This is a genomic window from Nocardia sp. Marseille-Q1738 (assembly GCF_965283145.1).
The window spans coordinates 165881-191631 of sequence record NZ_CBDIMS010000009.1; the positions used below are offsets into that span (position 1 = coordinate 165881).

Below are 25751 nucleotides of genomic sequence, written 5' to 3' on the forward strand. Positions count from 1 at the left end.
ATAATCGAAAACGTGCCCCATGGTAGCACCATCCACGAATCGCTCACCGCGGTGTTCCAGGTTCGCCGCTTCCCTTCCGATATCGCCGCAGGTAGAAGCCCTGCGGATGGCCCGGAAGGCATGCTGCGACGTTGCCCACCGGACCAGCGGACGGAACTGGCGGTATTGCTGTGGGAACGCGCGCTCGACCCACAGAAGGGCACCTGGTCGCTGCCCGGCGGCCGGCTCGGCGACGACGAGGACCTCGACACCTCCGCGCGCCGCCAGCTCGCCGAGAAGGTCGACGTGCGCGAGCTGGCCCATCTCGAACAGCTCTCGGTGTTCAGCGCCCCCGACCGGGTGCCGAGCCCGCGGCGCATCGCCTCCGCCTACCTCGGCCTCGTACCGCTCACCGCCGACCCGCGGCTACCGTCGGACACCGCATGGCATCCGGTCTCGGCCCTGCCGGACATGTCCTTCGACCACCGCACCGTGGTCGACCACGCCCGCACCCGCCTGGCCGCGAAACTGTCGTACACCAACATCGCCTTCGCGCTGGCCCCCGACCGGTTCACGATGTCGACCTTGCGCGAAATCTATTGCGCGGCATTAGGATACGACGTAGACACCACGAATCTCCAACGGGTCCTTACCCGCCGCAAAGTGATCACACCCACCGGCGCCACCGCCGCACCCGGCCGCGCGGGCGGCCGCCCCGCCGCCGTCTACCGCTTCACCGACTCCGGTCTGCGCGTCACGGACGAATTCGCGGCACTGCGCCCACCGTCTTGAGCACGGCCACCGCGCGGTCTCGAGCACGGCCACCGCGCGACGGTCTGCCGCTGCACCGACCCAGCACAGGTTCAGCCCGTCGTCAGGACGGGCGTGAAACCCCGTGCCGCATGGACCCCTCCTCGATCTCGTCCCGGGATACGGCGGGCAGCCGATCGCGCGGGCGAGGCCGTGGGCAAGTGCGGTCGTCGGCGACACTCTTCTGGGCCCTATCCGACTACCATGAGCGGCATGTCCACGCCGCGCGTAGATCGGCCGGAACTGCCGGAATACATGACTTGGGAGGAGCTCGAGCGCCTCCCGGAGGACATCGCGTCCCAGATCGAGCTCTGGGACGGTCGTGTCGTCTGGGTCCGGCGCGGCCCCGCCGAGCACCAGGACTACACGAACCTGCTCTGGAGCGCCCTCCGGCGACACGCGCGCGAAGCTATGTCCCGGCACCCCGAGCGGTGTTTTCGAGTCTCTACAGAAACAAATGTCTTCCTGGGATCCAGCGGTAAATCCGACTTCGTGACCCCCGATTTCCTCGTCTACCGCTGCCTCGAAGCGGAGTACCAGGACATCAGAGCGGGCGATGTTCTACTCGCGGGCGAAGTACTGTCGCCATCGAACACACCGAAGGATGTCGAAGCCAAGAAGGCCCGCTACGCCGACGGCGGTATCCCCTGGTACTGGGAGGTCAGGCTGGCCCGCGATCCGCGCGGAATCGAGATCGTCCGCGCCTACGCGCTGCAGACAAGGCTCGGCGAACTCCCTGCCGGAGTCCGGCCGCTACACCCGACGAACTACATCCTGGCCGACGAGTGGAGCCCGGCTACCACCGACGGCATCCACATCGACTTCCCGTTTCCCATCCACATTCCGTGGTCCGACCTCGACTACTGACTCATGATCAACAGCACATGGCAGCGGCATTTCGCGAGAATCGCCGTCGATCATGTGCCGTTGATCATGAAGTCGCGTCGCTGGAGCGGCCGAACGGTTCGTCGCGGCTGTTCACGAAATCGATGATCGTGGTGAGGGTCGGGCGGTAGCCGGAGGTCGTGTCGACCTCGAGAGACGGCGCGTCGAGTGCGACTCGCTGGAACCCGGTAGGTGCCCAGATAGGCCGTTGCGGATCGGAGTGGGCACGGCGTCGTGGATCATTCGTGCGGCGCTGGTGGATTCCCGCCGCGGCGAGGGCGGGGTCGACCATGCAGTGGATGACACGCAGATGGGCGTGGGCTTGCAGGGGCGTCAGGCCCGGACGCCACAGCCGGTCTTGGAAGGCGGCTTCGGCTACGACGGTCACACCTGCTCGGAGCAGCAGTTCCAGCGTCTGGAAGAACACCGGCAGGGTGCGTAGGTTCAGCTGGTCATCGGGGCCGGGCGTGAAACCCGGTGTCGCGTGGACCATTCCTTCCTTGATCTCGTCCCGGCAGACGGCGGGGCAGCCGATGGCGTGGGCGAGGGTGTGGGCCAGCGTCGTCTTGCCGGAACCGGGTGGGCCGCTGACGACCACGAGTGTGGGAAGCCGGTGCTGTCCCTCGGTCATGGTGATTCGACAGCCCTCCACTGTCGCCTGCGCAACGCTCCGGGGTACGCGTCAGTGCCGTGGATGGGACGCAGGCAGCGAATGTCCGTCGGCGGCTGGCTCGTAGCCACGATAGGGCAACTCTTCCCCACGCGCGGCGTCACTATAGGGCGTGAAAGCGCCTGCGGTATCAAAAGATCTGCCCTTGCGCGCGCCGCGGCCGCTGCCGAGGTCTTCCGATGTGTTCAGCGCGGCGAGGAACAGCAGGACGAACGACGCGATCAGCGGCTGCACGATCAGCGCCAGCGGGCTGCCCACCTCGACAGGCAGCGCGACGATCTCGCCGACCGGCGGGTCGTGCGGGCGCGGATGCAGCCATTCGGCGACCAGTTCGCCGACTCGCGCCATCGCCGCGGCGCCCACGCCGGAGCCGATCAGCAAACCGACCTGCAGCAGCGGACCGCGCGCGGAACGCCACCGCCACGCGGCCATGGCCGACAATAGGCCGAGCACCGCCCCCGCGAGCGCGAACATCGCCAGCGCGTCGAACTGGTGCGCGCTTTCGCCGGTCAGCGCGACACCGCGACCCGGCTCGACCACGAGCAGCCGCTCGGTGGGCGCCAGCAGGCCCCATCCAATGCCGCCGATCGCGCTCGCCACCACTACGGCGACGGCGACCACCGCCGCGGCACGCACTTCGCTCCGCATCCCGCCCTCGGATGGCGCCGACACCGGCATCACTAGCGGCGTTCCAGATCGGCGGAGTCGAGCACGCCGTGCCGGGAGCATTTCGCCCACCAGCCGTCCGGGCTGACCTGCACGATCATGCGGCGACCGCACTGCTCGCAGAAGCGCGGCGGCTCCAGGCCCAGCGCCGCGGCCGCCGGGATCGCGTCGTCGAGTCCCGGCACGATCCGCTTGCCGGTGAACGGGTTGTAGCGCTCGTCCATGTCCATGACAGTACCCATGGTCGTGGCCTCTTTCCTCGCAACCGAGCCGGGGTCAGAGCGTTTCGTTGAGCGCCTTGATCGGCATCTTCAGCTCGCCCAGCAGGTCCAGATCCTGCTCGGCGGGGCGGCCGAGGGTGGTCAGGTAATTGCCGACGATGACGGCGTTGATGCCGCCCAGAATGCCCTTCTTGGCGCCGAGATCGCCCAGGGTGATCTCCCGGCCGCCGGCGAAACGCAGCATGGTGCGCGGCAGCGCGAGCCGGAACGCGGCGACGGCGCGCAGCGCGTCGGCGGCGGGCAGCACCTCGAGGTCGCCGAACGGGGTGCCCGGCCGCGGGTTGAGGAAGTTCAGCGGCACCTCGTCGGGCTCGAGCTCGGCCAGGTTCGCGGCGAATTCGGCACGCTGCTCCAGGGTTTCGCCCATGCCGAGGATGCCGCCGCAGCACACCTCCATGCCCGCTTCGCGCACCATGCGCAGGGTGTCCCAGCGCTCTTCCCAGGTGTGCGTGGTGACCACGTTCGGGAAGTAGGAGCGGGAGGTCTCCAGGTTGTGGTTGTAGCGGTGCACGCCCATCGCGGCCAGCTGGTCGACCTGCTCCTGGGTGAGCATGCCCAGCGAGCAGGCGACCTGGATGTCGACCTCGTTGCGGATCGCCTCGACACCCGCGGCGACCTGCGCCATCAGGCGCTCGTCCGGACCGCGCACGGCCGCCACGATGCAGAACTCGGTGGCGCCGGTCTTCGCGGTCTGCTTGGCGGCCTCGACCAGGCTGGGGATATCCAGCCACGCGGCGCGCACCGGCGACTGGAACAGGCCCGACTGCGAGCAGAAGTGGCAGTCCTCGGGGCAGCCGCCGGTCTTCAGGCTGATGATGCCCTCAACCTCGACCTCGGGGCCGCACCACTTCATCCGCACCTCGTGGGCCAGGGCGAGCAACTCCTCCAGCTGATCGTCGCCCAGGCGCAGGACCTCCAGGGTCTGTTCCTGGTTCAGCCCCTCGCCGCGCTCTAGCACCTGCTCGCGGGCGATCGACAGGATGTTGGTGTCTACCGGTGCCTGGGTCACTGCACGAATCCCTTCGTCCGGCCGAGGTGGCCGTGCAACTTGAACGGTGTTCAGGCTAGGGTAGCGGTAGGAGTGAGTCAAAGCACGACGGGGAAGGATTTCGAGTGCAGCTGCACCGGGCGGACGTGGTCGACGGCGCCATCGCGATTCTGGACCGATACGGTCTCGCCGACCTCACCATGCGCAGGTTGGCCGGTTCCCTCCAGGTGCAACCCGGCGCGCTGTACTGGCATTTCCCCAATAAGCAGGCCTTGCTCGGCGCGGTCGCGGACAAGATCCTCGCGCCCATGGAGGACCCGATCGAGGCCGACGACTGGTCCGGCCAGATCACCGAATTGGCCCACCGCCTGCGCGACTGCCTGCTGGCGTATCGCGACGGCGCCGAACTGGTGTCGGCGACATACGCTTCCCGCCTCACCACGAGCAAGGGCCGGGAACGCTTGGTGAGCGCGGCGATTCGCGCGGGCATGCCGCGGCACGAGGCCGAGCTCGCGGCATTCACCCTGCTCTACTACGTCTTGGGCCAGACCGTGGACGAGCAGTCGAGAATGCAGATGGACTCGATGGGCGCCCTCCCCGACGACCCGTCCCCGCTGGAGGAAACCCCCGACGCCACAGCACGTTTCGACTTCGGCCTGCAACTGTTCGTCGCGGGCGTGCACCACCTGCTCGGCACCCGCGCCCGCTGACGCACCCGGACCTGGTCCGAAGCGGGCACGTTCGCCGCCGGATCTGGCTGCGCGGCAACGAGACCGCTGACCTGCGCGGGGCCGCCACATCGCCCGGGCCCTGCCCATCCGCCACCTGCCCGGCCGCCGTATCCACTGCCCTGACGCGGCATCGCCCATCGTTCCGCCGCACCTGACCCGGCTGCTCAGCACCGATGTCCGCGGATCACCCGGTCGCCGCCCGTACGGCCCGGACCGGCAGTTGACCTATTCAGCATCGACCTGACCTGACCGCCGCTGCGGGAGGGGCTGGATCACGCCGGGAAACCAGCGGTGCATGGTGTAGGCGCCGGTCGCCGCCGCGAGCGCGAGGGCGATGGCGGCGGCACCGAGCGCGGTCACGGCGCTGATCGCGCCGACCGCGACCGGGCCCGCAAACATGCCGATGTCGTGGGTGAGCCGCCAGGCGCCCAGGAACTCGGCGCGCTGCACGTCGGGCGCGACGTCCGCGCCGACCGTCATGATCAGCCCGTTGCTCACTCCGTTGGCGAGCCCGAGCAGTACGGCGGCCGCGCTCAATCCGAGCACCGAGGAGGTGCACGGCAGCGCGCCGAAACCGGCGGCGAACAGGATCATCGACGGAACACCGGTGGCACGCCTGCCGTATCGATCCAGCCAGACCCCGGCTGGATAGGACATCAGCACGTCCACGGCCCCCGCGACACCGAACACGAGGCTGGTGGCCGACGCGCTGACGCCGATGTGCGCCGCCCACAATGGCAACAGCGCCAGCCGCGCCGCCCGAGCGGTGCCGGTCAGCAGCGCGGCCAGCCCGAGGGTGCCGAGGGTCCTGCGATGCTCGACCATCACCGCGCCCAGTGAGTGCCGCGTACCGGCATCACTCGCCGCGTCCGGCGACCGGATAGCCGCCATCGCCGCACCGGAGAGCACGGTGGTCGCCAACTGCAACCACAGCGCGCCGTTCGGTCCGAGCCCGTGCACCACCGCGGCGCCGAGGAACGGTCCGCAGAAGAAGCCGAGCCGCATCGAACCGGCCAGCGTCGACATCGCCCGCCCGAGATCGCCTCCGGGCACCACCGCCACGAGATAGGTCTGCCGGGCCAGGCCCCACACCGCGCCCGCCGCACCGTTGAGCAGCATGCCCAGCGCGAGCATCCCGACATCCGGCGCGAGGATCGCCGTGAGCACACCGACCGCGCCGAGCACCGACCCCACCGCCATCGCACCGCGTTCGCCGATCACGGCCACGATCCGGCCCGCGGGCAGATCGGTCAGCACCATGCCCAGCCCGGACAGCGCGACGACCACCCCGGCCAGCCCCGCGGACGCGCCCAAGTCCAGCGCTCGCAGCGCGAACATCGGCGCCGCCGCGCCCGATCCGATGCCGTACACCACCATGGGCACGAATACCGTCCAGGTCAGCGACCGCAGACGCACGGGGGTCACGGCACCGCCGAGCGCGACAGACCGCTCATTCATCGCCGTGCCACCGCGCGGCATAGCCAGGCGCGCCGCCACTGGACACCCGTATCAAGGCCCGAAAGCGCGACAACGGCCAACCGGATATCACTGACTCGGCCCCTGGCGTGCACAGGAGCCGTCCACTCGCTCGATCCGCCCCGGGCACAGCATGATCGGCGAGACCGCCGGGGACAGCTCGACTCGATGCAACGCCGCCGGTCATCCGTACCAGCCCGCTGGGCCGGGGACCACGCCGAGGCTGGAGACGGTGCGCGAGAAGATCGAGCGCCGCGCGGCACCGCCCGACCAGGTACCGCCTGCACGGCCGGTGGCGCACACGAGCGTGGTTCGGCCCCGGTCACCTCGGACATCATGCCGCGCCGATGGCGCCACAGGACAGTCGCTTTCGCGCGCGCCGCTCACCGGGTCAGCGCGGGCCGGCGGGCGAAGCGGCTGTCGGGACGGGGCAGGCCGAAGTGGTCGCGGAGGGTGGTGCCGGTGTACTCGGTGCGGAACAGACCGCGTTGCTGCAGGATCGGCACGACTGTTTCGGCGAAGATCTCCAGTCCGCCCGGGTAGTACGGCGGCATCACGTTGAAACCGTCCGCGGCGCCGCCCCGGAACCATTCCTCGATGGTGTCGGCGACCTGCTCGGGGGTCCCGGCGAAGACGCGGTGGCCGCGCGCACCGGCGAGGCGGTGCAGCAGGCCGCGCACGGTCGGGTGTTCCCGCTGCACGATGCCCGAGACGACCTGCAATCGGCTCTGTCCGTTGTCGGTGACATCGCCTGCGGCGTCGAACAATTCGACCGGGATCGGCTCGTCCAGCGGCAGGTGGCGCAGGCTGATCCCGACGATGCCCTCCAGCTGGGCCAGTCCGTATTCCGGCACGGTGAGCTCGTTGAACTCGCGCTCCAGCCGCTTGGCGGCCACCTCGGTGTCGGCGATGAACGGGCTGATCCCGGGCAGGATCTTGACGTGCTCGGGGTCGCGGCCGAAACCGCGGGCGCGCGCCTTGATGTCGGCGTAGAACGCCTGCGCGTCGCTCAACCGCTGATGTGCGGTGAAGATCGCCTCGGCGTATCGGCTCGCGAACGCGCGGCCGTCGTTCGAGGCGCCCGCCTGCACCAGCACCGGGTGACCCTGCGGCGTTCGCGGCGCGTTGAACGGCCCGCGAACCGACAGATACTCGCCCGCGAAGTCGATCCGGTGGATCTTGCCGGGGTCGGCGTACACTCCGGAAGCCTGGTCCAGGACGATGGCGTCGTCCTCCCAGCTGTCCCACAACGCCACCACGGCATCGACGAATTCCCGTGCCCGCGCGTACCGTTCGGCGTGGTCGGGGTGCTTGTCCAGACCGAAGTTCGCCGCCGCGAGATCGGTGCCGGTGGTGACGATGTTCCAGCCCGCGCGCCCACCGGAGATGTGGTCCAGCGTGGAGAACAACCTGGCCAGGTTGTAGGGCTCGTAGTACGTGGTCGACGCGGTGGCGATGAGACCGAGATGCGTCGTGGCCGTGGCGATCGCGGTGAGCAGGGTGATCGGCTCCAAGCCGGAGGCCGCGTTGTGCTGCACGTTGGTGCGCAGGGCCGGGCCGTCGGCGAAGAACACCGCGTCCAGCTTCGCCGCCTCGGCGGTACGGCCGATCTCCTGGTAGTAGGCGACGTCGTAGATCCGCTCGGGGCTGCTCCACGGGTGCCGCCAAGCGGCTTCATGATGGCCGGAGGGGTAGATGAACGCGTTGAGGCTGAGTTGGCGCGGTGCAGTCATGAGGCTTTCTTCTCGTCGTCGTCGGCGGGTGTCCGGGCGCCGACGCCCAGGCCGGCCAGGAGCAGGGATCGGTGCCGCGTAAAGGCCGGGTCACCGTGGCGGCGTGGGCGTTCCAGGTCGATGCGCTGGTCCACCGCGATGCGCCCGTCGTCGAGCACCAGCACGCGGTCGGCCAGCAGCACCGCCTCGTCCACGTCGTGGGTCACCAGCAGCACCGCGGGCCGGTGTTCGGCACACAGGTCCTGCAGCAGTGCGTGCATTTTGATGCGGGTCAGCGCGTCGAGCGCGCCGAAGGGTTCGTCGGCCAGCAGCAGCTCCGGCTCGCGCACCAGCGACCGCGCCAGCGCGACGCGCTGCTGTTCGCCACCGGAAAGCTCCTTGGGCCAAGCCTTCTCCCGCCCCGCGAGACCGACTTCGGCCAGCGCCGAGCGTCCCCGCTCGGCCGCGTCGGAGCCGCTGAGCCCGAGCGTCACGTTGTCCAGCACCCGCGCCCACGGCAGCAACCGGGAGTCCTGGAACACCACCGAACGTTCGGTGGGCACACTCAGTTCACCGGATCCCGGCACGTCGTAGTCCAGTTCGGCCAGCGCCCGCAGCAATGTGCTCTTGCCGGAACCGCTGCGGCCGAGCAGCGCGACGAACTCGCCGCGGGCGATGTCGATGTCCAGGTCGCGCAGCACGACCCGGTCGCCGAAGCCGCGTCGCAGCTGCCTGGCGCGGACGACATTCAGTCCGCGAGTGTCTGTCGCCATGACAGCGCCTTCCTTTCCGCGGCGCGCACCAGGATGTCGCCGAACAGCCCGAGCAGGCCGTAGATCACCAAGCCGACCACGATGACGTCGATCTGGCCGTAGGTGCGGGCCTGGGTCATGAGATAGCCGATACCGCTGGTCGCGTTGACCTGTTCCACCACGACGAGTGCCAGCCACGAAATGGTGACCGCGAGCCGAAGGCCGGTGAAGAACCCGGGCAGCGATCCCGGCAACGCGATACGGCGGATGAACCCCCAGCGCGACAGCTTCACCGTGTGGGCGAGTTCCACGTATCCGGCGTCGACGCCGCGCAGGTGCGCGTGCGTGTTCAGGTAGATCGGAACCGCCACGCTGGTGGTGATGACCAGCAGCTTCATTTCCTCGCCGATGCCGAACCACACGATGAACAGCGGGATCAGCGCGAGCGTCGGGATGGCGCGCTTGATCTGGATCGGCCCGTCCACCAGCGCTTCGCCGATCCGGCTCAGCCCGGCCAGCAGCGCGAGCACCAAGCCGATGGCGACGCCGAGCCCGAGCCCGATCACGGCGCGCTGCACGGAGGTGAGCAGGTTGGATTGCAGCCTGCCGTCGGCGAGCAGGTCGCCGGCGGTACGGGCGACCGTCCACGGCGCAGGAAGGGTCTCCGGATCCAAGGCGCCGGACGCCGATCCGGCCACCCAGGCGGCGACCAGCAACACCGGTCCTACCGCGATGCCGAACGGGATCGGGCGGCCCGGCCCGAGTCGCGGGCGGGCAATCTTGCGCTTGGCGAGCACCGGTTCCGGCCCGGAACGGGCCAGGCCGATGCGGTGCAGTACTCCGGCGTCCAGGGTTGCCATCAGCGTGCCTTCGGTTCGAACGCGGCACCGCTCTCGGTGACCGCCTGGGTGATCGCGGCGTCGAAACGCAGATCGAAACCACTCGCGGCCTGCACCTTCTTGGGCAGCTCGCCCGCTTCGGCGATGGCGTCGATGGTGGCCTGCTGACGGTCCACGAGCTTCTGGTCCAGGTGCGGGAAGACATAGGTGCCCAACGAGTCCACGATGCGCTTCGCGTCGTCCGCGCTCACCTTCTGGTTCTCCACGTAGTAGCGGCGCGCCCACTCCTCCGGGTGGGTGTTGGCCCACTGGTAGGCGCGCACGAACGCGCCGACCAGGGCACGGGTGGCGGCCGCCTTGGCCGGGTCCCGCACGATGGCGCGGCGGGCGTACAGGTAGGCGAGGCCGCCGTAGATGCCCGCGGTCTCGGAGTCGGGGATCAGCGAGGCGCCGGGCGTGCGCAGGAACCGGGTGACGTTCGGTTCGATCAGCGGGGCGACGTCGACCTGGCCGGTGCGCACCGCATCCGGGAACTCGGCCAGCTGCAACCGCACCAGCTGCACGTCGGACGTTGTCAGTCCGGCCTTGTCGATGGCGCGCAGCACCGCGGCCTGCTGGGCGGTGCCTTCGGCGTAGGCGATCTTCTTGCCCTTCAGATCCGCCAGGGTGGACACCGGCTTGCCCGGCGCCACCGCGAGTTTCAGGGCGGTGGTGCTGGTCTGGTAGGCCGCGATGATCGGAACGTCCTGTCCGGCCACCAAGGCGTGAATCGGGGGAACGTCGCCCACCTGCGCCACATCGGCGGCGCCCGCGCGGAACGCCTCGAGAATGGCTGGTCCGCCGACGAAGTTGGCGAACTCCACCTTGAACGGAAGTTTGTCGAGTTCCCCGGAGATGCGCAGCACGGACTGGAAGCGCTCGGATTGGTCGGCGACCACCAGGGTGGTTCCCGCCGGAATCTCGGTGGGCAGTGGTCCGTCGGCGGTGGGACCGACCGGCTTGTCGTCGTTCGCGCAGCCGGTGAGTCCCAGGGTCGCAACGGTTGCCACGGCGAGCAATGCGGCGGTCGTGCGGCCGCGGAGGCCGGACCGGAACGTACTGGGTCGGAACATAGGCGAATTCAAACAAGACGAATCCGGCGTGAAAACGGTTTGTCGCAGCCTGGTTCGAACCCCGGTCAGCGGGGCGGCGCCGCGACCGTCGTCCCCCGAACCTGTTGCTGATAGCGCTGGACGAACGGCAATACCTGCTGCTCGATCACCGTGTTGTACTCGTGCGGACGCTGCATCGGATTGGCGTGCCCGATGTTTCGCGCGAGCACCACCAGCAGCGTGCCGTCGACGCCGCCGGACCGCTCGATCAGCACTTGGTGGGAGTATTCGACGTCGACCACGCGGTCTCGACCCGGATCGCGCGGACGGAGGAAAACGATGGCGGGCCGCGGCTTCTCGGCCGCGGGTTCGGCCAAGGCGCGCAAATTGTCCGTCGCACCACCCGCCACGATGGCGGTGAACTGGGACTCGATCAGTCCGTTGCTCGCGGCGTCGCGCGAGACGATCTTCTCCCGCAGCACCTCCGTCAACACCTTGCCCAGGTCGCCGAACCGGATGCCGGGCAGTTCGCCGCCGCGCTCGAGGAATCGATCCCGGCGGGCGTAGGTCTCCACGGCCAAACGCAGGATGCGGCTCTCCCGGGCGCCGGGCAACCAGCGCATCCAGCGCTGCATATCCTCACCTCGACCGCGACTCTCCGGGCGGACCGCGTTCAGGTCCATCGGCGTGCAGTCCAGGATCACCCCGACCAGCCTGCGGTCGCTGTCCCGGTGGATGTGCTCGGCCACCTCCAGCGCGATCACCCCGCCCATGCTGTGCCCGACGAGCACCACGTTCTTCAAGCCGGACAGTTCCGCGGCGCGGACGATCAGGTCGGCGATCACCTTGGTGTCGATACCTCGGTTGTCGTAGCGGATCGCCCACACCATGCCCATCCTGCGCAGCGAGGGCAGCGCGGCGGCGGTGTCACTGGCGTCCAAGCCGCCCAACCCGACGAGGTCAACCACCACGGTGTCCCAGTTGTTCGGGTCCATCGGCGGGGCGACCGGCAGCACGGCCGGGTCGGTGCGCGCCAACCGCGCCTGTTCCGGCACGACGTCGTACTTCCAGTACTGCGCGAACACCACGAGCCCGGTCAGCAGCAGTGCGGCCACCCGCAGCAGCGTCACCCTGGTGCGGCGCAACGTCTTCCACCCGTGCCCCAGGCCTGTGTCCCGCAGCCGAGCTCGGCGTCGCGCATCGTCCCAGTCGGAGACGGTGGACGGGTGCCTCTCGTCCAACGGCGACATTCACCCCACTGTAGGCACGAGTGCGGAACGCTGCCATTACCAGGGACCGGGCGCGCGTGTCGGGAACGGGGCTCGGAGACGAGCCACGCGACTACATGTGCCTCGGAACCACCCCTCTGGGCTGGTCAACCACAGCCCGGCCATCGCGGCGAGTTCGACGAGCGACATCCGCCAGCCGAGTTCATTGTCCTCGGGCACGATCGGCGTCCGGCAGCCGTCGCGCACCGCATCGATATCGGTGCCGCCATCCGGCTCGCGTGATCGCTGTTCAGCCGAATGGCGACCAGGTGGGATCGAACCAGCCCGGTGCGGCGGCCGTGAAGCGTTCGCGGTCCCACCTGCCCGCGCCCGCGGGTATCGCCCCGACGAGATCGACGCCGGTTATCCGGGGTAGGTCCGTCCGATTGCACAACGCAGCCAGGTCGGGGTCGGCGGGCCAGGAACCGATGACCAGGCCGCGGCAGCGCACCCCCGCCGACTGCAGTGCGCGGGTGGTCAGTTCGGTGTGGTTGAGGGTTCCGAGCCCGGCGGCGGTGACCAGCAGGACGGGTGCGCCGAGTTTCTGGGCGAGGTCGAGCAGCGTGAAATCGCCCAGGCGGACCAGCAATCCGCCCGCGCCTTCGACGAGGACGAGGTCGGCGTCGGTGAGGGAGTCTATGGCGGCGGCGGTTTCGGCGAGCGTCAGCTCCGGCAGACCGGCCCGGCGGGCGGCGGTGTCGGGCGCCAGCGGGTCCGGGTAGCGGGCCAGTTCCAGCGTCCGGGAGATACCGGAGAGGCGCTGGATCTCCGCGAGGTCACCGGGTTCGCCGGCCGCGACACCGGTTTGGCCTGGTTTGCACACCGCCACCGAATGGCCGTCCGCCCGAGCGGCGGCGGCGACGGCGGCCGTGACCACCGTTTTGCCGACGTCGGTGGAGGTTCCGGTGATCAGCAGGATGGTCATGCGGGCACCGCTCCCCGCGCCTCGGCCAGCACCTCGCCGAGCACCGTTGCGATGGTGTCGAGTTCCGCAGGGGTGAGGTCGGCCCGTGCGGTCAGGCGCAAGCGGGACGTGCCCTCCGGAACGGACGGCGGACGGAAACAGCCCACGTCCAGGCCGCGGGCCCGGCACGCCTGAGCCGCGTCGAAGGCCACCTGCGCGGGGCCGAGCACCACCGACACCACCGCTGAATCCGGGGCGGGCACACCGGCGATCCGCGCGATGTCGGCGGCGCGTTCGAGCACCTGCCCGGCCAGTTCCGGTTCGGAGCGCAACAGGCGCAACGCGGCCCGCGCCGCACCGACGGCAGCGGGCGCGAGACCGGTATCGAAGATGAACGTGCGCGCGGCATCGATCAAGTGGGCGCGCACCCGTGCACTGGCCAGCACCACACCGCCTTGCGCGGCAAGGGATTTCGACAGCGTCGCGGTGATCACCAGATCCGGCGCCCCGGAGAGCCCGAGTTCGTGCACCAGTCCGCGTCCGCCCGTGCCGCGCACGCCGAGGCCGTGCGCCTCGTCCACGACGAGCACTGCACCATTTGCCCTGGTCACCCGATGCAACTCGGCCAGCGGCGCGAGGTCACCGTCGGCGCTGAACACCGAATCGGTGAGTACCAGCGCCCGTTCCTCGGTGCGCTGCGCCAGCAGCCGGTCCACCGCCGTCACATCGCAGTGCGGCGCGATCTCCACCCTGGCCCGCGACAGACGGCAGGCGTCCACCAGCGACGCGTGGCTGCCCGCGTCGGAGACCACCAGCGAGCCGCGCCCGGCGAGCGCGGTGACCGCGCCGAGATTGGCGGCGTACCCGGAGGCGAACACGAGTCCGGCTTCGGCGCCGACGAATTCGGCCAGCTCGGTTTCCAGCAGCTCGTGCTCGGCGGTGGTGCCGGTGACGAGCCGAGACCCGGTCGATCCGGCGCCCCAGCGGCGCACCGCCTCGATCGCGCCGTCGATCACCTCCGGGTGACGGACCAGCCCGAGGTAGTCGTTGGAGGCGAGGTCGATCGATGGCGTCCGCTGTGCGCGCGGCCGCAGCTCACGGCGCAGCCCCGCGGCCACCCGCGCGGCGGCGCGCTCGTCCAACCAGCTCAACGGATCGGTAGTCACAGCTCCGCAGCATACTTGAACACCGTTCAGGGGAGCCAGTCGCGGACCCGGCTGGTACCGTTGTTGCATCGTTGGTGGCGTCACCGGCCTGCGGTGACGAAGCTTCACCCCGGAGGAAACGGCCGGATGCCGCGGTGGGCCATAGTCGTCGAGGAAACAACGGGCTCGGGCGATCACAAACGCTGGTCACCCCGCATTCTCGCGGAAGTGGTCGGCACGCGAGCCCAGGCACTGGCCAAGCTGGCCGGCGTGCTCCCCACCTACACCCCGGAACATCCCAAACTGCGCGGCCGCCGCGTCGTTCTGCGCGACGGCGACACCTACTTGCTGATGGTGCGCGGCTGGTCCGACGACTACCACTGCATCTTCCGGGTCTGGGAAGTGTTGTCCGACAGCGATCGTCCCGACATCGCCGACACCCGCCGCAGCGGGCGCGACGGATTCACCGACCGGTGAACCGGTTCGACGCAGGTCACCGATCGGACTGCGCGGCGACCGCCGCCCGCATCCCGGCGGTGATCGTCGCGACATCGTCCGGCGTGCTGATGAACGGCGGCATGGTGTACACCAGGTTCCGGAACGGACGCAGCCATACCCCGGCCGCGACCGCGGCGTCGGTCGCGGCGCGCATGTCCACCGGACGGTCCAGCTCGATCACACCGATCGCGCCGAGCACCCGCGCCTCGACCACGCCCGGCAGGCCCCGCACCGGGGCGAGCCCGGCCTCCAGCCCGGCCTCGATCCGCGCCACCTCGCCGCGCCAGTCGCGCGAGCGGAGCAACTCGATCGACGCGACCGCGACCGCGCAGGCCAGCGGGTTGCCCATGAAGGTAGGCCCGTGCATGAGACCGCCGTGTGCCGCGCTGATCGTCTCGGCGATCCGCGCGGTGCACAGCGCGGCGGCCAACGTCAGGTAGCCGCCGGTCAGCGCCTTCCCGACGCACATCACGTCCGGGCGCACGCCTGCGCGATCCGCGGCGAAAAGTGTTCCGGTGCGGCCGAATCCGGTCGCGATCTCGTCGAAGACCAGCAGCACGCCGTGTTCGTCGCAGAGCCTGCGCAGGTCGGCGAGGTAGCCGGGGTGATGCCAGCGCATCCCGCCCGCACCCTGGACGATCGGCTCCACGATGACCGCCGCGAGCTCGTCGGCGTGCGCGGCGAACATGCGCTCGAGCTCGGCGACGTACTCGGGCCGGTATTCGCGCGGCGGCGCGGGCGCGAAGATCTGATCCACCAGGATGTCGGTCCACAGCGAGTGCATGCCGCCCTCCGGGTCGCACACGCTCATCGGCGTGAACGTGTCACCGTGATAGCCGCCGCGCCAGGTGAGCAACCGCCGCTTCCGTGGCTTGTCCAGCGAACGCCAGTACTGCAGGCACATCTTGACCGCGACCTCCACCGACACCGAGCCGGAGTCGCACAGGAACACCTTGTCCAGACCGGCGGGCGCCGACTCGACCAGCAGCTCGGCCAACCGGGCCGCAGGCTCGTGGGTGAGCCCGCCGAACATCACGTGACTCATCCGCCGCGACTGGGCGACCAGTGCCGCGTCGAGCACCGGATGCCGGTAGCCGTGGATGGCGGCCCACCAGGAACTCATGCCGTCCACCAGCTCGCGCCCGTCGGCCAGGGTCAGCCGAGTGCCCGCGGCGCTCGCCACCACCAGCGGCTCGGTGGTCGCGGGAAAGCCGCCGTAGGGGTGCCAGACATGCTCGGCGTCGAGGGCGGTGATCTCGTCAGGGGTCAGTGCCACAGGAATCCTCGCGTCGCTGCCCCGGCCCACCCGAGGCTTGAACGCTGTTCAAGTTAGCACCCGAGCTGGGCGGGCACTCAGCGAGCCCGGCACAGCCGAGTTCGGCGATTCCGCGCCGGATGCCGCTCGTTCGTGACCGCTGCCGCCACCGCCGAGATCGCCGCCGTCCGGGAGTTCAACCGCCGCTACACCCGGGTGATCGGTGTGCTGCGCGAAGGACTGCACGACAGTCAGTACTCGCTGACCGAGGCGCGTGTTCTGTTCGAGCTGGCCGCATCCGACGCGACGGAGGTGGTCGCGCTGCGCCGGTCGCTCGACCTCGACGCGGGTTATCTCAGCCGCATCCTGGTCCGGTTCGAACAGGCCGGTCTGGTGCGGCGCAATCGCTCCGGCAGCGACGGCCGCCGCCAAGAAGTGCGGCTGACCACCCGGGGCCGGGAGGTTTTCGCGACCCTCGACCAGCGCTCCAGCGACGAGGTCGGCGCGCTGCTCGACGCACAGACCCCGGCGGCCCGGACGCGGCTGCTCGACGCGATGCACACCATCCAGCAGATCCTGGACCGGCCCGCCGACGCGCCGTCGTTCGTGCTGCGCGCCCCGCGGCCGGGCGAATACGGCTGGGTGATCCAGCGCCACGCGGAGCTCTACGCGCAGGAATACGGGTGGGACGGAACATATGAGGAACTGATCGTCCGCATCGTCGCCGACTACCTGGGTTCGCACGACGAGCGATGCGAGCGCGCCTGGATCGCGGAGTCCGAGGGCCGCCCGGTGGGCAGCGTCTTCTGCGTCCGCGAGGACGAGACCACCGCGCGGCTGCGGTTGCTGCTGGTCGAGCCGGCCGCCCGCGGCCTCGGTGTCGGGTCGGCACTGGTCGGCGAATGCCTGCGCTTCGCCGCCGCGGCGGGCTACCGCGAGATCGTGTTGTGGACCAACGACGTGCTCACCGCGGCACGGCACGTCTACCAGCGGGCGGGATTCGAACTCGTCGAGCAGAGCCCGCACCACAGCTGGGGCCACGACCTGGTGGGCCAGACCTGGCGGCGCTCACTCGACCTGGAGAACTGACCAGCGGCACACGAACACCCGGCGGCGGCCCTCACGCGCGCACGAGAAGTACCCACCCCGGTACCGCACCCAGCGTGCCCAGCACTGCTCCGGTACGCCCACGGAGGGTGCACTCAACTAGGGGCCTCGCCAAGGGCATCTCTTCCAAAAGGCTTCGACCAATGCCCTACCCACTCACCTACCATCCTCTGCCAGCGTTTCGCCTACCTGCGCAAGCGCTGTGCGCAACTCACCGAGGCGGCGCTCCCCCAGCGTCCGCGCGAGCCTCCGCTCGATGTCGCGAATCCGCTCGGCCGCCACCTCCAGCGCGACCCGCCCCTCCTCGGTGACCCGCACGACCCGCGCCCGGCGGTCGGCCGGGTCGACCTGGCGCACGACCAGCCCGCGGCGTTCCAGGTGGGTCACCAGTTCACCCATCGACTGCTGGGTCATCCCGGCGGCTTCCGCCAGCGCGGTGATCCGCGATCCGGCCGGGTCCAGGTACCGGAACACCGCGTAGTGCGCGGGGCGCAGCTGATCGTCGAGCCGGGCGCGCAACTGGTCGTTCAGCGCACGCTCGTAGGCCGCGGTGGCCTGACTGAGCAACTTCAGCAGCGTCGGTTCGCCCATTGACATATTACGAAGGTTACCTTTATATCTGAGAGTATGCGAGACGCACGGACACTCACCTTCGGCAACGGGCACCGTGTCACCTTGGTCGCGCAGAGCGCCGACGAGCAGGGCCCCTACCTGCGGCTCGAGCACGTGCTGCCGAGAGCGGAACGCCAAGCGGGCCCGCATTGGCATCCGGTGCTCAGCGAGCGGTGGACAGTCCGGCAGGGCCGACTCCGATTCAAGGTCGATGGCACCGAGATCGTCGCCCACCCCGGTGAAACGGTTACGGCACCAGCCGGTGTCGTGCACGAGTTCTTCAGCGAGGTCCCCGACACGGTGATCGATCACGAGATCCGTCCGCCACTGCGGCACTGGGAGATGTTCCGGCTCTGGCACAACCTGGACCGCGCGGGCAAGACCACCCGGGGCAGGGTGCCACGCGATCCGCTCGCGCTCGCCTTGCTGTGGGAGTACCAGGACGGCTACCTCGGGGGCATCCCGGCCCGGCTGCAACGGATCGTGCTGGGTGGCCTCGCGCGCCTCGCCGTGCGTCTCGGCTACCGGCGCCGCTGGCTGGAAAACGGCTCCGACCTCCCCTGACTTCCCCAGCCAGAACCACCCGCGCAGGCAAACGCCCGGCTGCCGCTACTGTCGTTGCCATGGCTCAGCCCGACGCAGCGCCCAGCGACGCGACACCACTGGGTGTCTGGCCCGGCACCGCCTATCCGCTCGGGGCCACCTACGACGGCGCGGGCACCAACTTCTCGGTCTTCTCCGAGGTTGCCGACTTGGTCGAACTCTGCCTCATCGCCGCGGACGGCGCCGAAACCCGGATCGCGCTGGACGAGGTCGACGGCTATGTCTGGCATGCCTACCTCCCCGCGATCGAGCCCGGCCAACGCTACGGATTCCGGGTGCACGGCCCCTACGACCCCGATCGCGGATTACGCTGCGATCCGAGCAAACTGCTACTCGATCCGTACGGCAAAGCTTTCGACGGAAACTTCGGCAATCACCCGTCGCTCTATACCTATGGGCTGGACTCGCTCGGCCACACCATGACCGGCGTGGTGATCAATCCGTACTTCGACTGGGGCGCCGACCGCGCGCCGAACCGGCCGTACCACGAGACGGTGATCTACGAGGCGCACGTCAAAGGTATGACGATGACGCACCCCGATGTGCCCGAGGAACTGCGTGGCACCTACGCCGGCATCGCACACCCCGCGGTCATCGACCATCTGAAGGGGTTGGGCATCACCGCGATCGAGCTGATGCCGGTGCACCAGTTCCTGCACGACCGGGTGCTGCTGGACCAGGGTCTGCGGAACTACTGGGGTTACAACAGCTTCGGTTACCTGGCGCCGCACAACGAGTACGCGGCGCTGGACCGCGCCGGTTCGGCGGTCACCGAGTTCAAGGCGATGGTGCGGGCGCTGCACACCGAGGGCATCGAGGTGATCCTCGACGTGGTCTACAACCACACCGCCGAGGGCGACCACCGCGGCCCGACGATCGGCTTCCGCGGCATCGACAACGCCGCCTACTACCGCCTGGTCGACGACGACCCGTCGCACTACATGGATTACACCGGCACCGGAAACAGCCTCAACGTCCGCCACCCGCACACCCTGCAACTGATCATGGACTCGCTGCGCTACTGGATCCTGGAGATGCACGTCGACGGATTCCGTTTCGACCTGGCCGCGACGCTGGCGCGGGAACTGCACGACGTGGACCGGCTGTCGACGTTCTTCGATCTGGTGCAGCAGGACCCGGTGGTGAGCCAGGTCAAGCTCATCGCCGAGCCGTGGGACGTGGGCGAGGGCGGCTATCAGGTCGGCAATTTTCCCGGCCTCTGGACGGAGTGGAACGGCAAATACCGCGACACCGTCCGCGACTACTGGCGCGGCCAGCCCGCGACGCTGGGCGAGTTCGCCGCTCGGCTCACCGGCTCCTCCGACCTGTACGAGGCCACCGGGCGCAGGCCCAGCGCGAGCATCAACTTCGTCACCGCGCACGACGGGTTCACCTTGCGGGACCTGGTGTCCTACAACGAAAAGCACAACGAGGCCAACGGCGAGGACAACCGTGACGGCGAGAGCTGGAACCGGTCGTGGAACTGCGGCGTCGAAGGACCGACCGACGATCCGGAGATTCTCGCGCTGCGCGAGCGGCAGAGCCGCAACCTGCTGGCGACACTGGTGCTCAGCCAGGGTGTGCCGATGCTCGCGCACGGTGACGAGATGGGCCGCACCCAGTCCGGCAACAACAACGTGTACTGCCAGGACTCGCCGCTGGCGTGGATGGACTGGTCGCTGCGCGAGACGAATGCCGGCCTGCTCGCGTTCACCCGCGCCGTGATCGCGTTGCGCACCGAGCATCCCGTCTTCCGGCGCAGGCGGTTTCTCGCGGGCGGCCCGCTCCGGTCCAGCGGCCACGCCCGCGACATCGCCTGGCTCACCCCCTCGGGCGAGGAGATGACCGCCGCGGACTGGGACAGCGGCTTCGGCAAGTCGCTGGCGGTCTACCTCAACGGAGCGGGCATTCCCGAGCCGGGCCCGCGCGGCGAGCGGATCACCGACGACTCGTTCCTGCTCTGCTTCAACGCCCACGACGAGGCCATCGACTTCGCGCTACCCGTCACCGGCGACGGCGCGGAATGGTCGGTGGCACTGGACTGCTCGACGCCGACCGGCCTGGCCGACGCCGATTACGCCGGGGGCGCCACCGTCACCGTCGAAGCCCGCTGTCTCCTCGTCCTCCGCCAGGCCGCCTGACCCAATGCCGATGACCGCACCCGATTCCTCCGAGATGCACGTGACCGACCCGGTATCCCTGCACCGCAAGCCCGCCCGCCAGACGACGATCCGCAGCGCCTACCGGCTCCAGCTGCGACCGGACGCGCTGACTTTCGCCGAAGCCCGCGCTATCGCGGAATATCTTCAGCAGCTGGGCATTTCGCACCTCTACCTGTCGCCGATCCTGACCGCGGCGCACGGTTCGACGCACGGCTACGACGTCACCGACCCGACCACGGTCTCCGCTGCCCTCGGCGGGCCGACCGGCCTCAAGGCCCTCGCCGACGAAGTGCGCAGCCGCGGCATGGGCCTGATCGTGGACTTGGTGCCCAATCACGTCGGGGTCGCCGACCCACGGCAGAACGCCTGGTGGTGGGACGTGCTGCGGAACGGCCAGGAGTCCAGGTTCGCGCAGTATTTCGACATCGACTGGAGCCCGGGCAACGGCGCGGGCGGACGGCTGGCGCTGCCGGTGTTGCAGAGCGAGAACGACCCCGCCGCGTTGACCGTGGACCGTACCGGCGCCGAACCCATGCTGGCGCTGCACGATCTGCGTTTCCCGATCGCGCCCGGCACCGACGGTGACAACGCGCTGCGCATCCACGACAAACAGCACTACCGGTTGGTGAGCTGGAAGGCCGGGTTGTGCACCTACCGGAGGTTCTTCGCGGTCAGCAGCCTGGCCGCGCTCCGCCAGGAGAACCCCGAGGTCTTCGACGTCACCCACCGTGAACTCGCCGCCTGGTGCGAGCACGATCTGATCGACGGCGTGCGGGTCGACCATCCGGACGGGTTGTCCGACCCGGTCGGCTACCTCACCCGGCTGCGCAGGCTCATCGGTCCGCACCGGCTGCTGCTGGTGGAGAAGATCCTGGCCAACCGCGAGCCGCTGGACGAGACGCTGCCGGTGGACGGCACCACCGGCTACGAGGCGCTGGCCGACTTCGGCGGCGTGCTGATCGACCCGCGCGGCGAACCGGCCCTCACCGAACTGTCACGGCGCGTCGCCGGGCACGGCAGCGATCGCGCGTGGATCGGCGAGACCGAGCACCGGATCAAGCGGGCGGTCGCGGAAAGCATTCTGGCGCCGGAGATCCGGCGGCTGGTCGCCGCGATCAAGCAGGACGCCCATGCCGAGAGCTTCGACACGATGGCACTGACCAACGCCACCATCGAGGTGCTGGCGTTCATGCCGGTGTACCGGGCCGACTACGCGCCGCTGGCCGGGATGGTCGGCGCGGTGATCGCCGAGGTGGAGAAACGCAACAGCGAGCTCACCGCGCCGCTGGCGGTGCTGGTCGCGGCGCTGGCCGCCGACTCGGACGCGGCGGTGCGCTTCAGCCAGGTGTGCGGGGCGGTGACCGCCAAGGCGGTCGAGGACACCATGTTCTATCAGGCCGGTCGGCTGGTCTCGTTGCAGGAAGTGGGCGGCAATCCGGCCCGGTTCGGCCACTCACTCAACGAATTCCACCTGTCCAACAGTCAACGCGCGCAGCGCTGGCCCGCGACCATGACGACGTTGTCGACCCACGACACCAAACGCGGGGAGGACGTGCGCGCCCGTATCGGCGTGCTGTCCCAGGCCGCGGAGACCTGGGCGCGCAACGTCGAATCCTGGCTGGAGACCACACCGGCCCCAGACGGGGCGACCGCGCTGTTCTTGTTGCAGAACATGTTCGGCGTGTGGCCCGCGGACGGCCGGCCCGCCGGGTCGGTGCCGGGCCTGCGGGAACGCCTGCACGTGTTCGCCGAGAAGGCGATCCGGGAGGCGAACATCAAGACCTCCTGGGAGGAGCCGGACGCCGAATTCGAGGCCGCCGTGCACGCCTGGGTGGACGCGGTGATCGACGGGCCGGTCGGCTCGGAACTCGGCGACCTGGTGTACGAGCTGGCGCCGCACGCTTGGTCGGACTCGTTGGCGCAGAAGTTGCTGCAGCTGTGCGGCCCCGGCATCCCGGATGTCTACCAGGGCTGCGAGCTGTGGGAGGACTCCCTCGTCGACCCGGACAACCGCCGTCCGGTGGACTTCGCCGCCCGCGCGGGCATGCTGCAATCACTCACCGGCACACCGGCATTGGACACCACCGGCGCGGCCAAGATGTGGATCGTGGCCTACGCGCTGTGGCTGCGCCGCGAACGTCCCGACTGCTTCGTCGGCGGCAGCTATCGGCCGCTGTTCGCCACCGGAGACCACGCGAGCAAGCTGGTGTCCTACGCGCGCGGCCGCGTGGGCGAAGCGCCGGAGGTGATCGTCGCCGCCACCCGCCACAGCGTGGGCCTGGCCGAAAGCGGATGGAGCGACACATTTCTCGACCTGCCCTCGGGCAACTGGACCGACCGGCTGACCGGCCACACGTTCCAGGGCCGGGCGCGGCTGGAGAAGGTCTTCGCCCGGCTGCCGGTCGCGTTACTGGTCCGCTGAGGGCGCCGACTCGGTGGTCACCGCGTCGACCTTTTCGAACAACTCCTCCGGGAACAGGCCGCCGAGTTCCTCGCGCCACCGCCGCAGGTTCGCCGGACGGTAGTCCAGCGCGTCCTGGGTGCTGGAGGCCAGCCGGACGCCCTGATCGGTCGGCATGGACATCCGGCGCCAGGAATCCCAGTGAAAGCGGCGGCTACGCGGGCGGCGCAGCGTGCGGACCACGTTCAGGACGCGGTAGCCCATGCCGAGAGAGTCGTGCAGCCGCATGTGGTCCCCGCCCGCGGCCTGACAGCGTTTCGACAGCTCCGCCAGCCGGTCGCGGTCGAACGCCAGACCGACCGATTCCGCCTCGCTGACCATCCACTGCAACGTGGCGTCGGACAGGCCGCATTCGGCGTAGCCGCCGCCGATATCGCTGTGCACGCCGGGGAACCACACCTGCTTGACCCGCTCGAACCCGCGCCGGTACTTCACGGTCGGCTCGACCGGCACCTCCCACAGCGACGGTTCGAAGTTGCGCCGCCGCTCGTCGATGGCCAGGGCTTGGCGGGCACAGTGCACGTCGCGCGAGAGCTTGACGTCGTGGAACCGGTGCCGAAGCGAAGTGAGCCCCGGCACGCCCAATGCGCCGACGGTGTCGAACACGCCGAGAAAGTCGATCTTGGCCTTCCTGGCGTACTTCCGGCGGAACTCCTTCCAGTGGGCGGGCTCCGGCGGATCCGGGTTGTCCGGGGTCTTGGCGGGCGGGCGCTGCCGATAGATCCGCAACGCGTCCGGGTACTTGCCGTTGATCATCGCTTCCGGGGTCATGATGCCGATGCGGCTGATCAGCCCGGCCAGGCTGCGTGCGGTGTAGGCGCCGCGGCTGAAGCCGAAAATGTAGATCTCGTCGCCCTTTTCCCAGTTCAGGGCGAGATGCCAGTATGCGGAGGAGAGGTTCGCCTCGAGTCCGAGCCCGAAGGCCCCGCCCATCAGGCGGTCGGAGAGGAAGCCGCGTGCGCCGGGGCCGGACACGTAGGTGACCCATTGCTGGATCGTCTCCCCTTCGGGCCCCGGCGCGTCGAACCGCACCGTCTGCGCGATTTTGATGATGTTCGATACCGTGCTGCTCGACTCGGCCTTCCAGGTGCCGTCGCAACACACAACCAAGCGCTTCATGGCCTCATCCTCCGCTGGCAACCTTGCCGTGACCCGCGTAATCGACTACTCGAATTCATCGCGGGCGCAAGGGGGCAGCGTTAATGGACGAGGCCGTATCCGCGCGTCAGAGCCAGCTGGGATCCCCGAACACCGCGCCGGAATCGTCCACCTCGGGCGTCTCGAGATCGACGTATGCATACTGGCGCAGCGTCACCGGGCCGCTGCACGCGTTGACCCGGAGGTGGAAGTCGCGCATGACGACCTGGACGAGCTTGCCGGGGATCAGCTCCTTCTCCCGGATCGGCACCTCGACGACCTCGCCGGGGCCGAGGTCGAGAACGGCGACCGGGCCGATGTTGAGAAATGCCTGCGGGGCGATGACGATCTCGGGCTGGAAACCTATGGTGCCGGTGCCGATGTTCACGGCGCAGCCGACGTGGTAGCCGATCCGGAGCTTGCCCGCGGCGTCACCTTCCAGCCGGGCGTAGGCGGTACCGCTGACGAAGGCCTCTCTCGTCGTGCCCATCATGTTCAACGGTGGGATGCGGTTGATCGTCTCGTCCCGGCTTCCGACCGAGAAGGTCATCCCATTCGGTGAGGTGAATTGCTTTTCGTGCGCCGGCATGGTGATGATCTCCGCCCCGCCCGACGGGGCGAGCACGGTGGAAGGAACACAGGCCACGACAGCTCCCGCTGCTACGAGCAGCGCTTTCCTGACATTCGACGGCATGAGGGAGCACTGTAGTAGCAGATGGCTATCACTGTGGCGTGCGACACGGCGAGGAAGTGATCCAGTCGTGATGTCCGGCGCGACACGCCGCTGCGTTGTATCGCACGACCGGAGCAAACCGCTGCCGCGCGATCATCACCCTGAGAACAGGCGTGAACTGTACGCGCCGATCGAAGGAGCCGACCGGCAGAGTTCGCCAGTCGCCCGGATTGCCCGTTACGACGCCTTGCCGGTCGATGAGCCGCGGCGGGCGGCCATCGTCCCGCCGACCCACTGCGCCGCACCGACCGCGGCCCCGGCCAGCACCGCGACTTGCAGCGATGCGGTGATCAGCGCCAGCAACAGGCAGCTCACCAACCCGACGACCACCGCGTCGAGCTTGTACACCGGCCACGCGCTACCGGCGATGTCGATCGTCGCGCCGCATGCCGGAGGGTGCACCACTGCCATGTCCTCAGGGTAGTCGGAAATGAATGTTCGGGCGAGCGAACTTCGACGCGGGAACACTCCAGATCGCCACCGCGTTCCCGCAGATATGCCATTGACAGGTGAATACGAACCGAGTACCTCCGACTGGGCACGCCAGCAAGCCGAGAGCTACGAGAACTCCGGCGGCACCAAGGCCACGACCTTGCAGGGCAAGCCCGTCGTCCTGATGACCAGCAAGGGCGCCAAGAGCGGCAAGCTGCGCAAGACCCCGCTGATGCGGGTGGAGCACAACGGCGAATACGCCGTGGTCGCCTCGCTGGGTGGCGCGCCGAAACACCCGGTCTGGTACCACAACATCAAAGCCGAACCACACGTCGAGCTGCGCGACGGAACGGTGACCAAGGACTACACCGCGCGCGAGGTATTCGGCGACGAGAAGGCGCTGTGGTGGGAGCGCGCGGTCGCGGTGTGGCCGGACTACGCGAACTATCAGACCAAGACCGACCGCCAGATCCCGGTGTTCGTCCTCACTCCCAGGTAGTCCGGCGAACGTAGCCACCGTGTCACCGGCACCCGCCGCAGCTCGCCGCCGCGGC

At 69.3% G+C, this 25751-nt stretch carries 26 protein-coding genes; 9 read left to right on the forward strand and 17 right to left on the reverse strand.

All coding sequences use genetic code 11. The annotated features are described in order from the left end of the window. The first annotated feature begins 12 nt into the window (after nucleotides 1-12). Nucleotides 13-771, forward strand: a complete 759-nt coding sequence (locus ACWPXK_RS27475) for an NUDIX hydrolase (RefSeq protein ID WP_454199057.1) — start codon at nucleotides 13-15, stop codon at nucleotides 769-771. Between the two features lie 231 nt (nucleotides 772-1002). Continuing rightward, nucleotides 1003-1656, forward strand: a complete 654-nt coding sequence (locus ACWPXK_RS27480; RefSeq protein WP_454199058.1) for a Uma2 family endonuclease — start codon at nucleotides 1003-1005, stop codon at nucleotides 1654-1656. A 64-nt stretch (nucleotides 1657-1720) separates the two neighbouring features. On the opposite strand, the gene ACWPXK_RS27485 is transcribed toward ACWPXK_RS27480, so the two are convergent. From ACWPXK_RS27485 to bioB, 4 genes are read right to left on the reverse strand one after another with little or no spacing between them, the layout of a single operon-like run. Further along, the gene (locus tag ACWPXK_RS27485; protein ID WP_454199059.1) at nucleotides 1721-2305 is read right to left on the reverse strand and encodes an AAA family ATPase; all 585 of its coding nucleotides are present in this window, start codon (nucleotides 2303-2305) and stop codon (nucleotides 1721-1723) included. Nucleotides 2306-2356: 51 nt separating this feature from the next. Continuing rightward, nucleotides 2357-2992 carry a DUF2567 domain-containing protein gene (locus tag ACWPXK_RS27490; protein WP_454199060.1) on the reverse strand — a complete coding sequence of 212 codons (636 nt, stop codon included), beginning with the start codon at nucleotides 2990-2992 and terminating at the stop codon, nucleotides 2357-2359. A 32-nt stretch (nucleotides 2993-3024) separates the two neighbouring features. Then, nucleotides 3025-3252 (reverse strand): biotin synthase auxiliary protein BsaP, encoded by a 228-nt coding sequence (gene bsaP / locus ACWPXK_RS27495; protein ID WP_228838226.1) that lies wholly within the window; start codon nucleotides 3250-3252, stop codon nucleotides 3025-3027. Nucleotides 3253-3286: 34 nt separating this feature from the next. Continuing rightward, the gene (bioB, locus tag ACWPXK_RS27500; RefSeq protein WP_454199061.1) at nucleotides 3287-4300 is read right to left on the reverse strand and encodes a biotin synthase BioB; all 1014 of its coding nucleotides are present in this window, start codon (nucleotides 4298-4300) and stop codon (nucleotides 3287-3289) included. A 104-nt stretch (nucleotides 4301-4404) separates the two neighbouring features. Here bioB and ACWPXK_RS27505 point away from each other — a divergent pair, with 104 nt between their 5' ends. Continuing rightward, nucleotides 4405-4989: a TetR/AcrR family transcriptional regulator C-terminal domain-containing protein gene (locus tag ACWPXK_RS27505; protein WP_454199062.1), complete on the forward strand. Its 585-nt coding sequence runs from the start codon at nucleotides 4405-4407 to the stop codon at nucleotides 4987-4989. Between the two features lie 246 nt (nucleotides 4990-5235). Here the strand turns inward: ACWPXK_RS27505 and ACWPXK_RS27510 are convergent, their stop codons facing one another. The 8 genes from ACWPXK_RS27510 to ACWPXK_RS27545 all read right to left on the reverse strand — a co-directional run bounded on the left by ACWPXK_RS27510 (nucleotide 5236) and on the right by ACWPXK_RS27545 (nucleotide 14218). Beyond that, nucleotides 5236-6468, reverse strand: a complete 1233-nt coding sequence (locus tag ACWPXK_RS27510; RefSeq protein WP_454199063.1) for an MFS transporter — start codon at nucleotides 6466-6468, stop codon at nucleotides 5236-5238. A 401-nt stretch (nucleotides 6469-6869) separates the two neighbouring features. Beyond that, the gene (locus tag ACWPXK_RS27515) at nucleotides 6870-8219 is read right to left on the reverse strand and encodes an LLM class flavin-dependent oxidoreductase (protein WP_454199064.1); all 1350 of its coding nucleotides are present in this window, start codon (nucleotides 8217-8219) and stop codon (nucleotides 6870-6872) included. Then, the gene (locus ACWPXK_RS27520) at nucleotides 8216-8971 is read right to left on the reverse strand and encodes an ABC transporter ATP-binding protein (RefSeq protein WP_454199065.1); all 756 of its coding nucleotides are present in this window, start codon (nucleotides 8969-8971) and stop codon (nucleotides 8216-8218) included. The genes ACWPXK_RS27515 and ACWPXK_RS27520 overlap by 4 nt, the downstream gene beginning before the upstream one ends. Continuing rightward, on the reverse strand, nucleotides 8947-9810 hold the full coding sequence (locus ACWPXK_RS27525; protein ID WP_454199066.1) for an ABC transporter permease: 864 nt from the start codon (nucleotides 9808-9810) through the stop codon (nucleotides 8947-8949). The genes ACWPXK_RS27520 and ACWPXK_RS27525 overlap by 25 nt, the downstream gene beginning before the upstream one ends. Beyond that, entirely contained in the window at nucleotides 9810-10901 is a 1092-nt protein-coding gene (locus ACWPXK_RS27530; protein ID WP_454199067.1) for an ABC transporter substrate-binding protein, read from the reverse strand. Before ACWPXK_RS27530 ends, ACWPXK_RS27525 begins: the two co-directional genes overlap by 1 nt. A 65-nt stretch (nucleotides 10902-10966) precedes the next feature. Then, the gene (locus ACWPXK_RS27535; RefSeq protein WP_454199068.1) at nucleotides 10967-12130 is read right to left on the reverse strand and encodes an esterase/lipase family protein; all 1164 of its coding nucleotides are present in this window, start codon (nucleotides 12128-12130) and stop codon (nucleotides 10967-10969) included. A 268-nt stretch (nucleotides 12131-12398) separates the two neighbouring features. After that, nucleotides 12399-13073 carry a dethiobiotin synthase gene (gene bioD, locus ACWPXK_RS27540; RefSeq protein ID WP_454199069.1) on the reverse strand — a complete coding sequence of 225 codons (675 nt, stop codon included), beginning with the start codon at nucleotides 13071-13073 and terminating at the stop codon, nucleotides 12399-12401. After that, nucleotides 13070-14218: an 8-amino-7-oxononanoate synthase gene (locus ACWPXK_RS27545; RefSeq protein ID WP_454199070.1), complete on the reverse strand. Its 1149-nt coding sequence runs from the start codon at nucleotides 14216-14218 to the stop codon at nucleotides 13070-13072. Before ACWPXK_RS27545 ends, bioD begins: the two co-directional genes overlap by 4 nt. A gap of 126 nt (nucleotides 14219-14344) precedes the next feature. Between ACWPXK_RS27545 and ACWPXK_RS27550 the strand changes: the two genes are divergently transcribed. Further along, nucleotides 14345-14674: a hypothetical protein gene (locus tag ACWPXK_RS27550; protein WP_454199071.1), complete on the forward strand. Its 330-nt coding sequence runs from the start codon at nucleotides 14345-14347 to the stop codon at nucleotides 14672-14674. A 16-nt stretch (nucleotides 14675-14690) separates the two neighbouring features. On the opposite strand, the gene ACWPXK_RS27555 is transcribed toward ACWPXK_RS27550, so the two are convergent. Then, nucleotides 14691-15971: an adenosylmethionine--8-amino-7-oxononanoate transaminase gene (locus ACWPXK_RS27555; RefSeq protein ID WP_454199072.1), complete on the reverse strand. Its 1281-nt coding sequence runs from the start codon at nucleotides 15969-15971 to the stop codon at nucleotides 14691-14693. A gap of 132 nt (nucleotides 15972-16103) precedes the next feature. On the opposite strand from ACWPXK_RS27555, the gene ACWPXK_RS27560 reads away from it, so the two are divergent. After that, nucleotides 16104-17039 carry a bifunctional helix-turn-helix transcriptional regulator/GNAT family N-acetyltransferase gene (locus ACWPXK_RS27560; RefSeq protein WP_454199073.1) on the forward strand — a complete coding sequence of 312 codons (936 nt, stop codon included), beginning with the start codon at nucleotides 16104-16106 and terminating at the stop codon, nucleotides 17037-17039. A gap of 174 nt (nucleotides 17040-17213) precedes the next feature. Here the strand turns inward: ACWPXK_RS27560 and ACWPXK_RS27565 are convergent, their stop codons facing one another. Further along, the gene (locus ACWPXK_RS27565) at nucleotides 17214-17654 is read right to left on the reverse strand and encodes a MarR family winged helix-turn-helix transcriptional regulator (protein ID WP_454199074.1); all 441 of its coding nucleotides are present in this window, start codon (nucleotides 17652-17654) and stop codon (nucleotides 17214-17216) included. A gap of 30 nt (nucleotides 17655-17684) precedes the next feature. Between ACWPXK_RS27565 and ACWPXK_RS27570 the strand changes: the two genes are divergently transcribed. The 3 genes from ACWPXK_RS27570 to treY are packed head-to-tail and all read left to right on the forward strand — an operon-like array spanning nucleotide 17685 to nucleotide 22856. Next, on the forward strand, nucleotides 17685-18233 hold the full coding sequence (locus tag ACWPXK_RS27570; RefSeq protein ID WP_454199075.1) for a cupin domain-containing protein: 549 nt from the start codon (nucleotides 17685-17687) through the stop codon (nucleotides 18231-18233). A gap of 59 nt (nucleotides 18234-18292) precedes the next feature. Next, nucleotides 18293-20413: a glycogen debranching protein GlgX gene (glgX, locus tag ACWPXK_RS27575; RefSeq protein ID WP_454199076.1), complete on the forward strand. Its 2121-nt coding sequence runs from the start codon at nucleotides 18293-18295 to the stop codon at nucleotides 20411-20413. 34 nt (nucleotides 20414-20447) lie between these two features. Then, on the forward strand, nucleotides 20448-22856 hold the full coding sequence (gene treY, locus ACWPXK_RS27580; protein WP_454199151.1) for a malto-oligosyltrehalose synthase: 2409 nt from the start codon (nucleotides 20448-20450) through the stop codon (nucleotides 22854-22856). Here treY and ACWPXK_RS27585 read toward each other — a convergent pair. The 3 genes from ACWPXK_RS27585 to ACWPXK_RS27595 form a co-directional block, all read right to left on the reverse strand. After that, nucleotides 22842-24014, reverse strand: coding sequence for a DUF2235 domain-containing protein (locus tag ACWPXK_RS27585; RefSeq protein ID WP_454199077.1), 1173 nt, complete (start codon nucleotides 24012-24014; stop codon nucleotides 22842-22844). The two genes, treY and ACWPXK_RS27585, sit on opposite strands and share 15 nt — an antisense overlap. Nucleotides 24015-24120: 106 nt before the next feature. Further along, on the reverse strand, nucleotides 24121-24726 hold the full coding sequence (locus ACWPXK_RS27590; RefSeq protein WP_454199078.1) for an MspA family porin: 606 nt from the start codon (nucleotides 24724-24726) through the stop codon (nucleotides 24121-24123). 216 nt (nucleotides 24727-24942) lie between these two features. Then, nucleotides 24943-25176 carry a hypothetical protein gene (locus ACWPXK_RS27595; RefSeq protein ID WP_454199079.1) on the reverse strand — a complete coding sequence of 78 codons (234 nt, stop codon included), beginning with the start codon at nucleotides 25174-25176 and terminating at the stop codon, nucleotides 24943-24945. Nucleotides 25177-25261: 85 nt separating this feature from the next. Between ACWPXK_RS27595 and ACWPXK_RS27600 the strand changes: the two genes are divergently transcribed. Then, complete coding sequence (locus tag ACWPXK_RS27600) at nucleotides 25262-25696, forward strand: nitroreductase family deazaflavin-dependent oxidoreductase (protein WP_454199080.1); 435 nt, start codon at nucleotides 25262-25264, stop codon at nucleotides 25694-25696. Nucleotides 25697-25751: the final 55 nt, after the last annotated feature.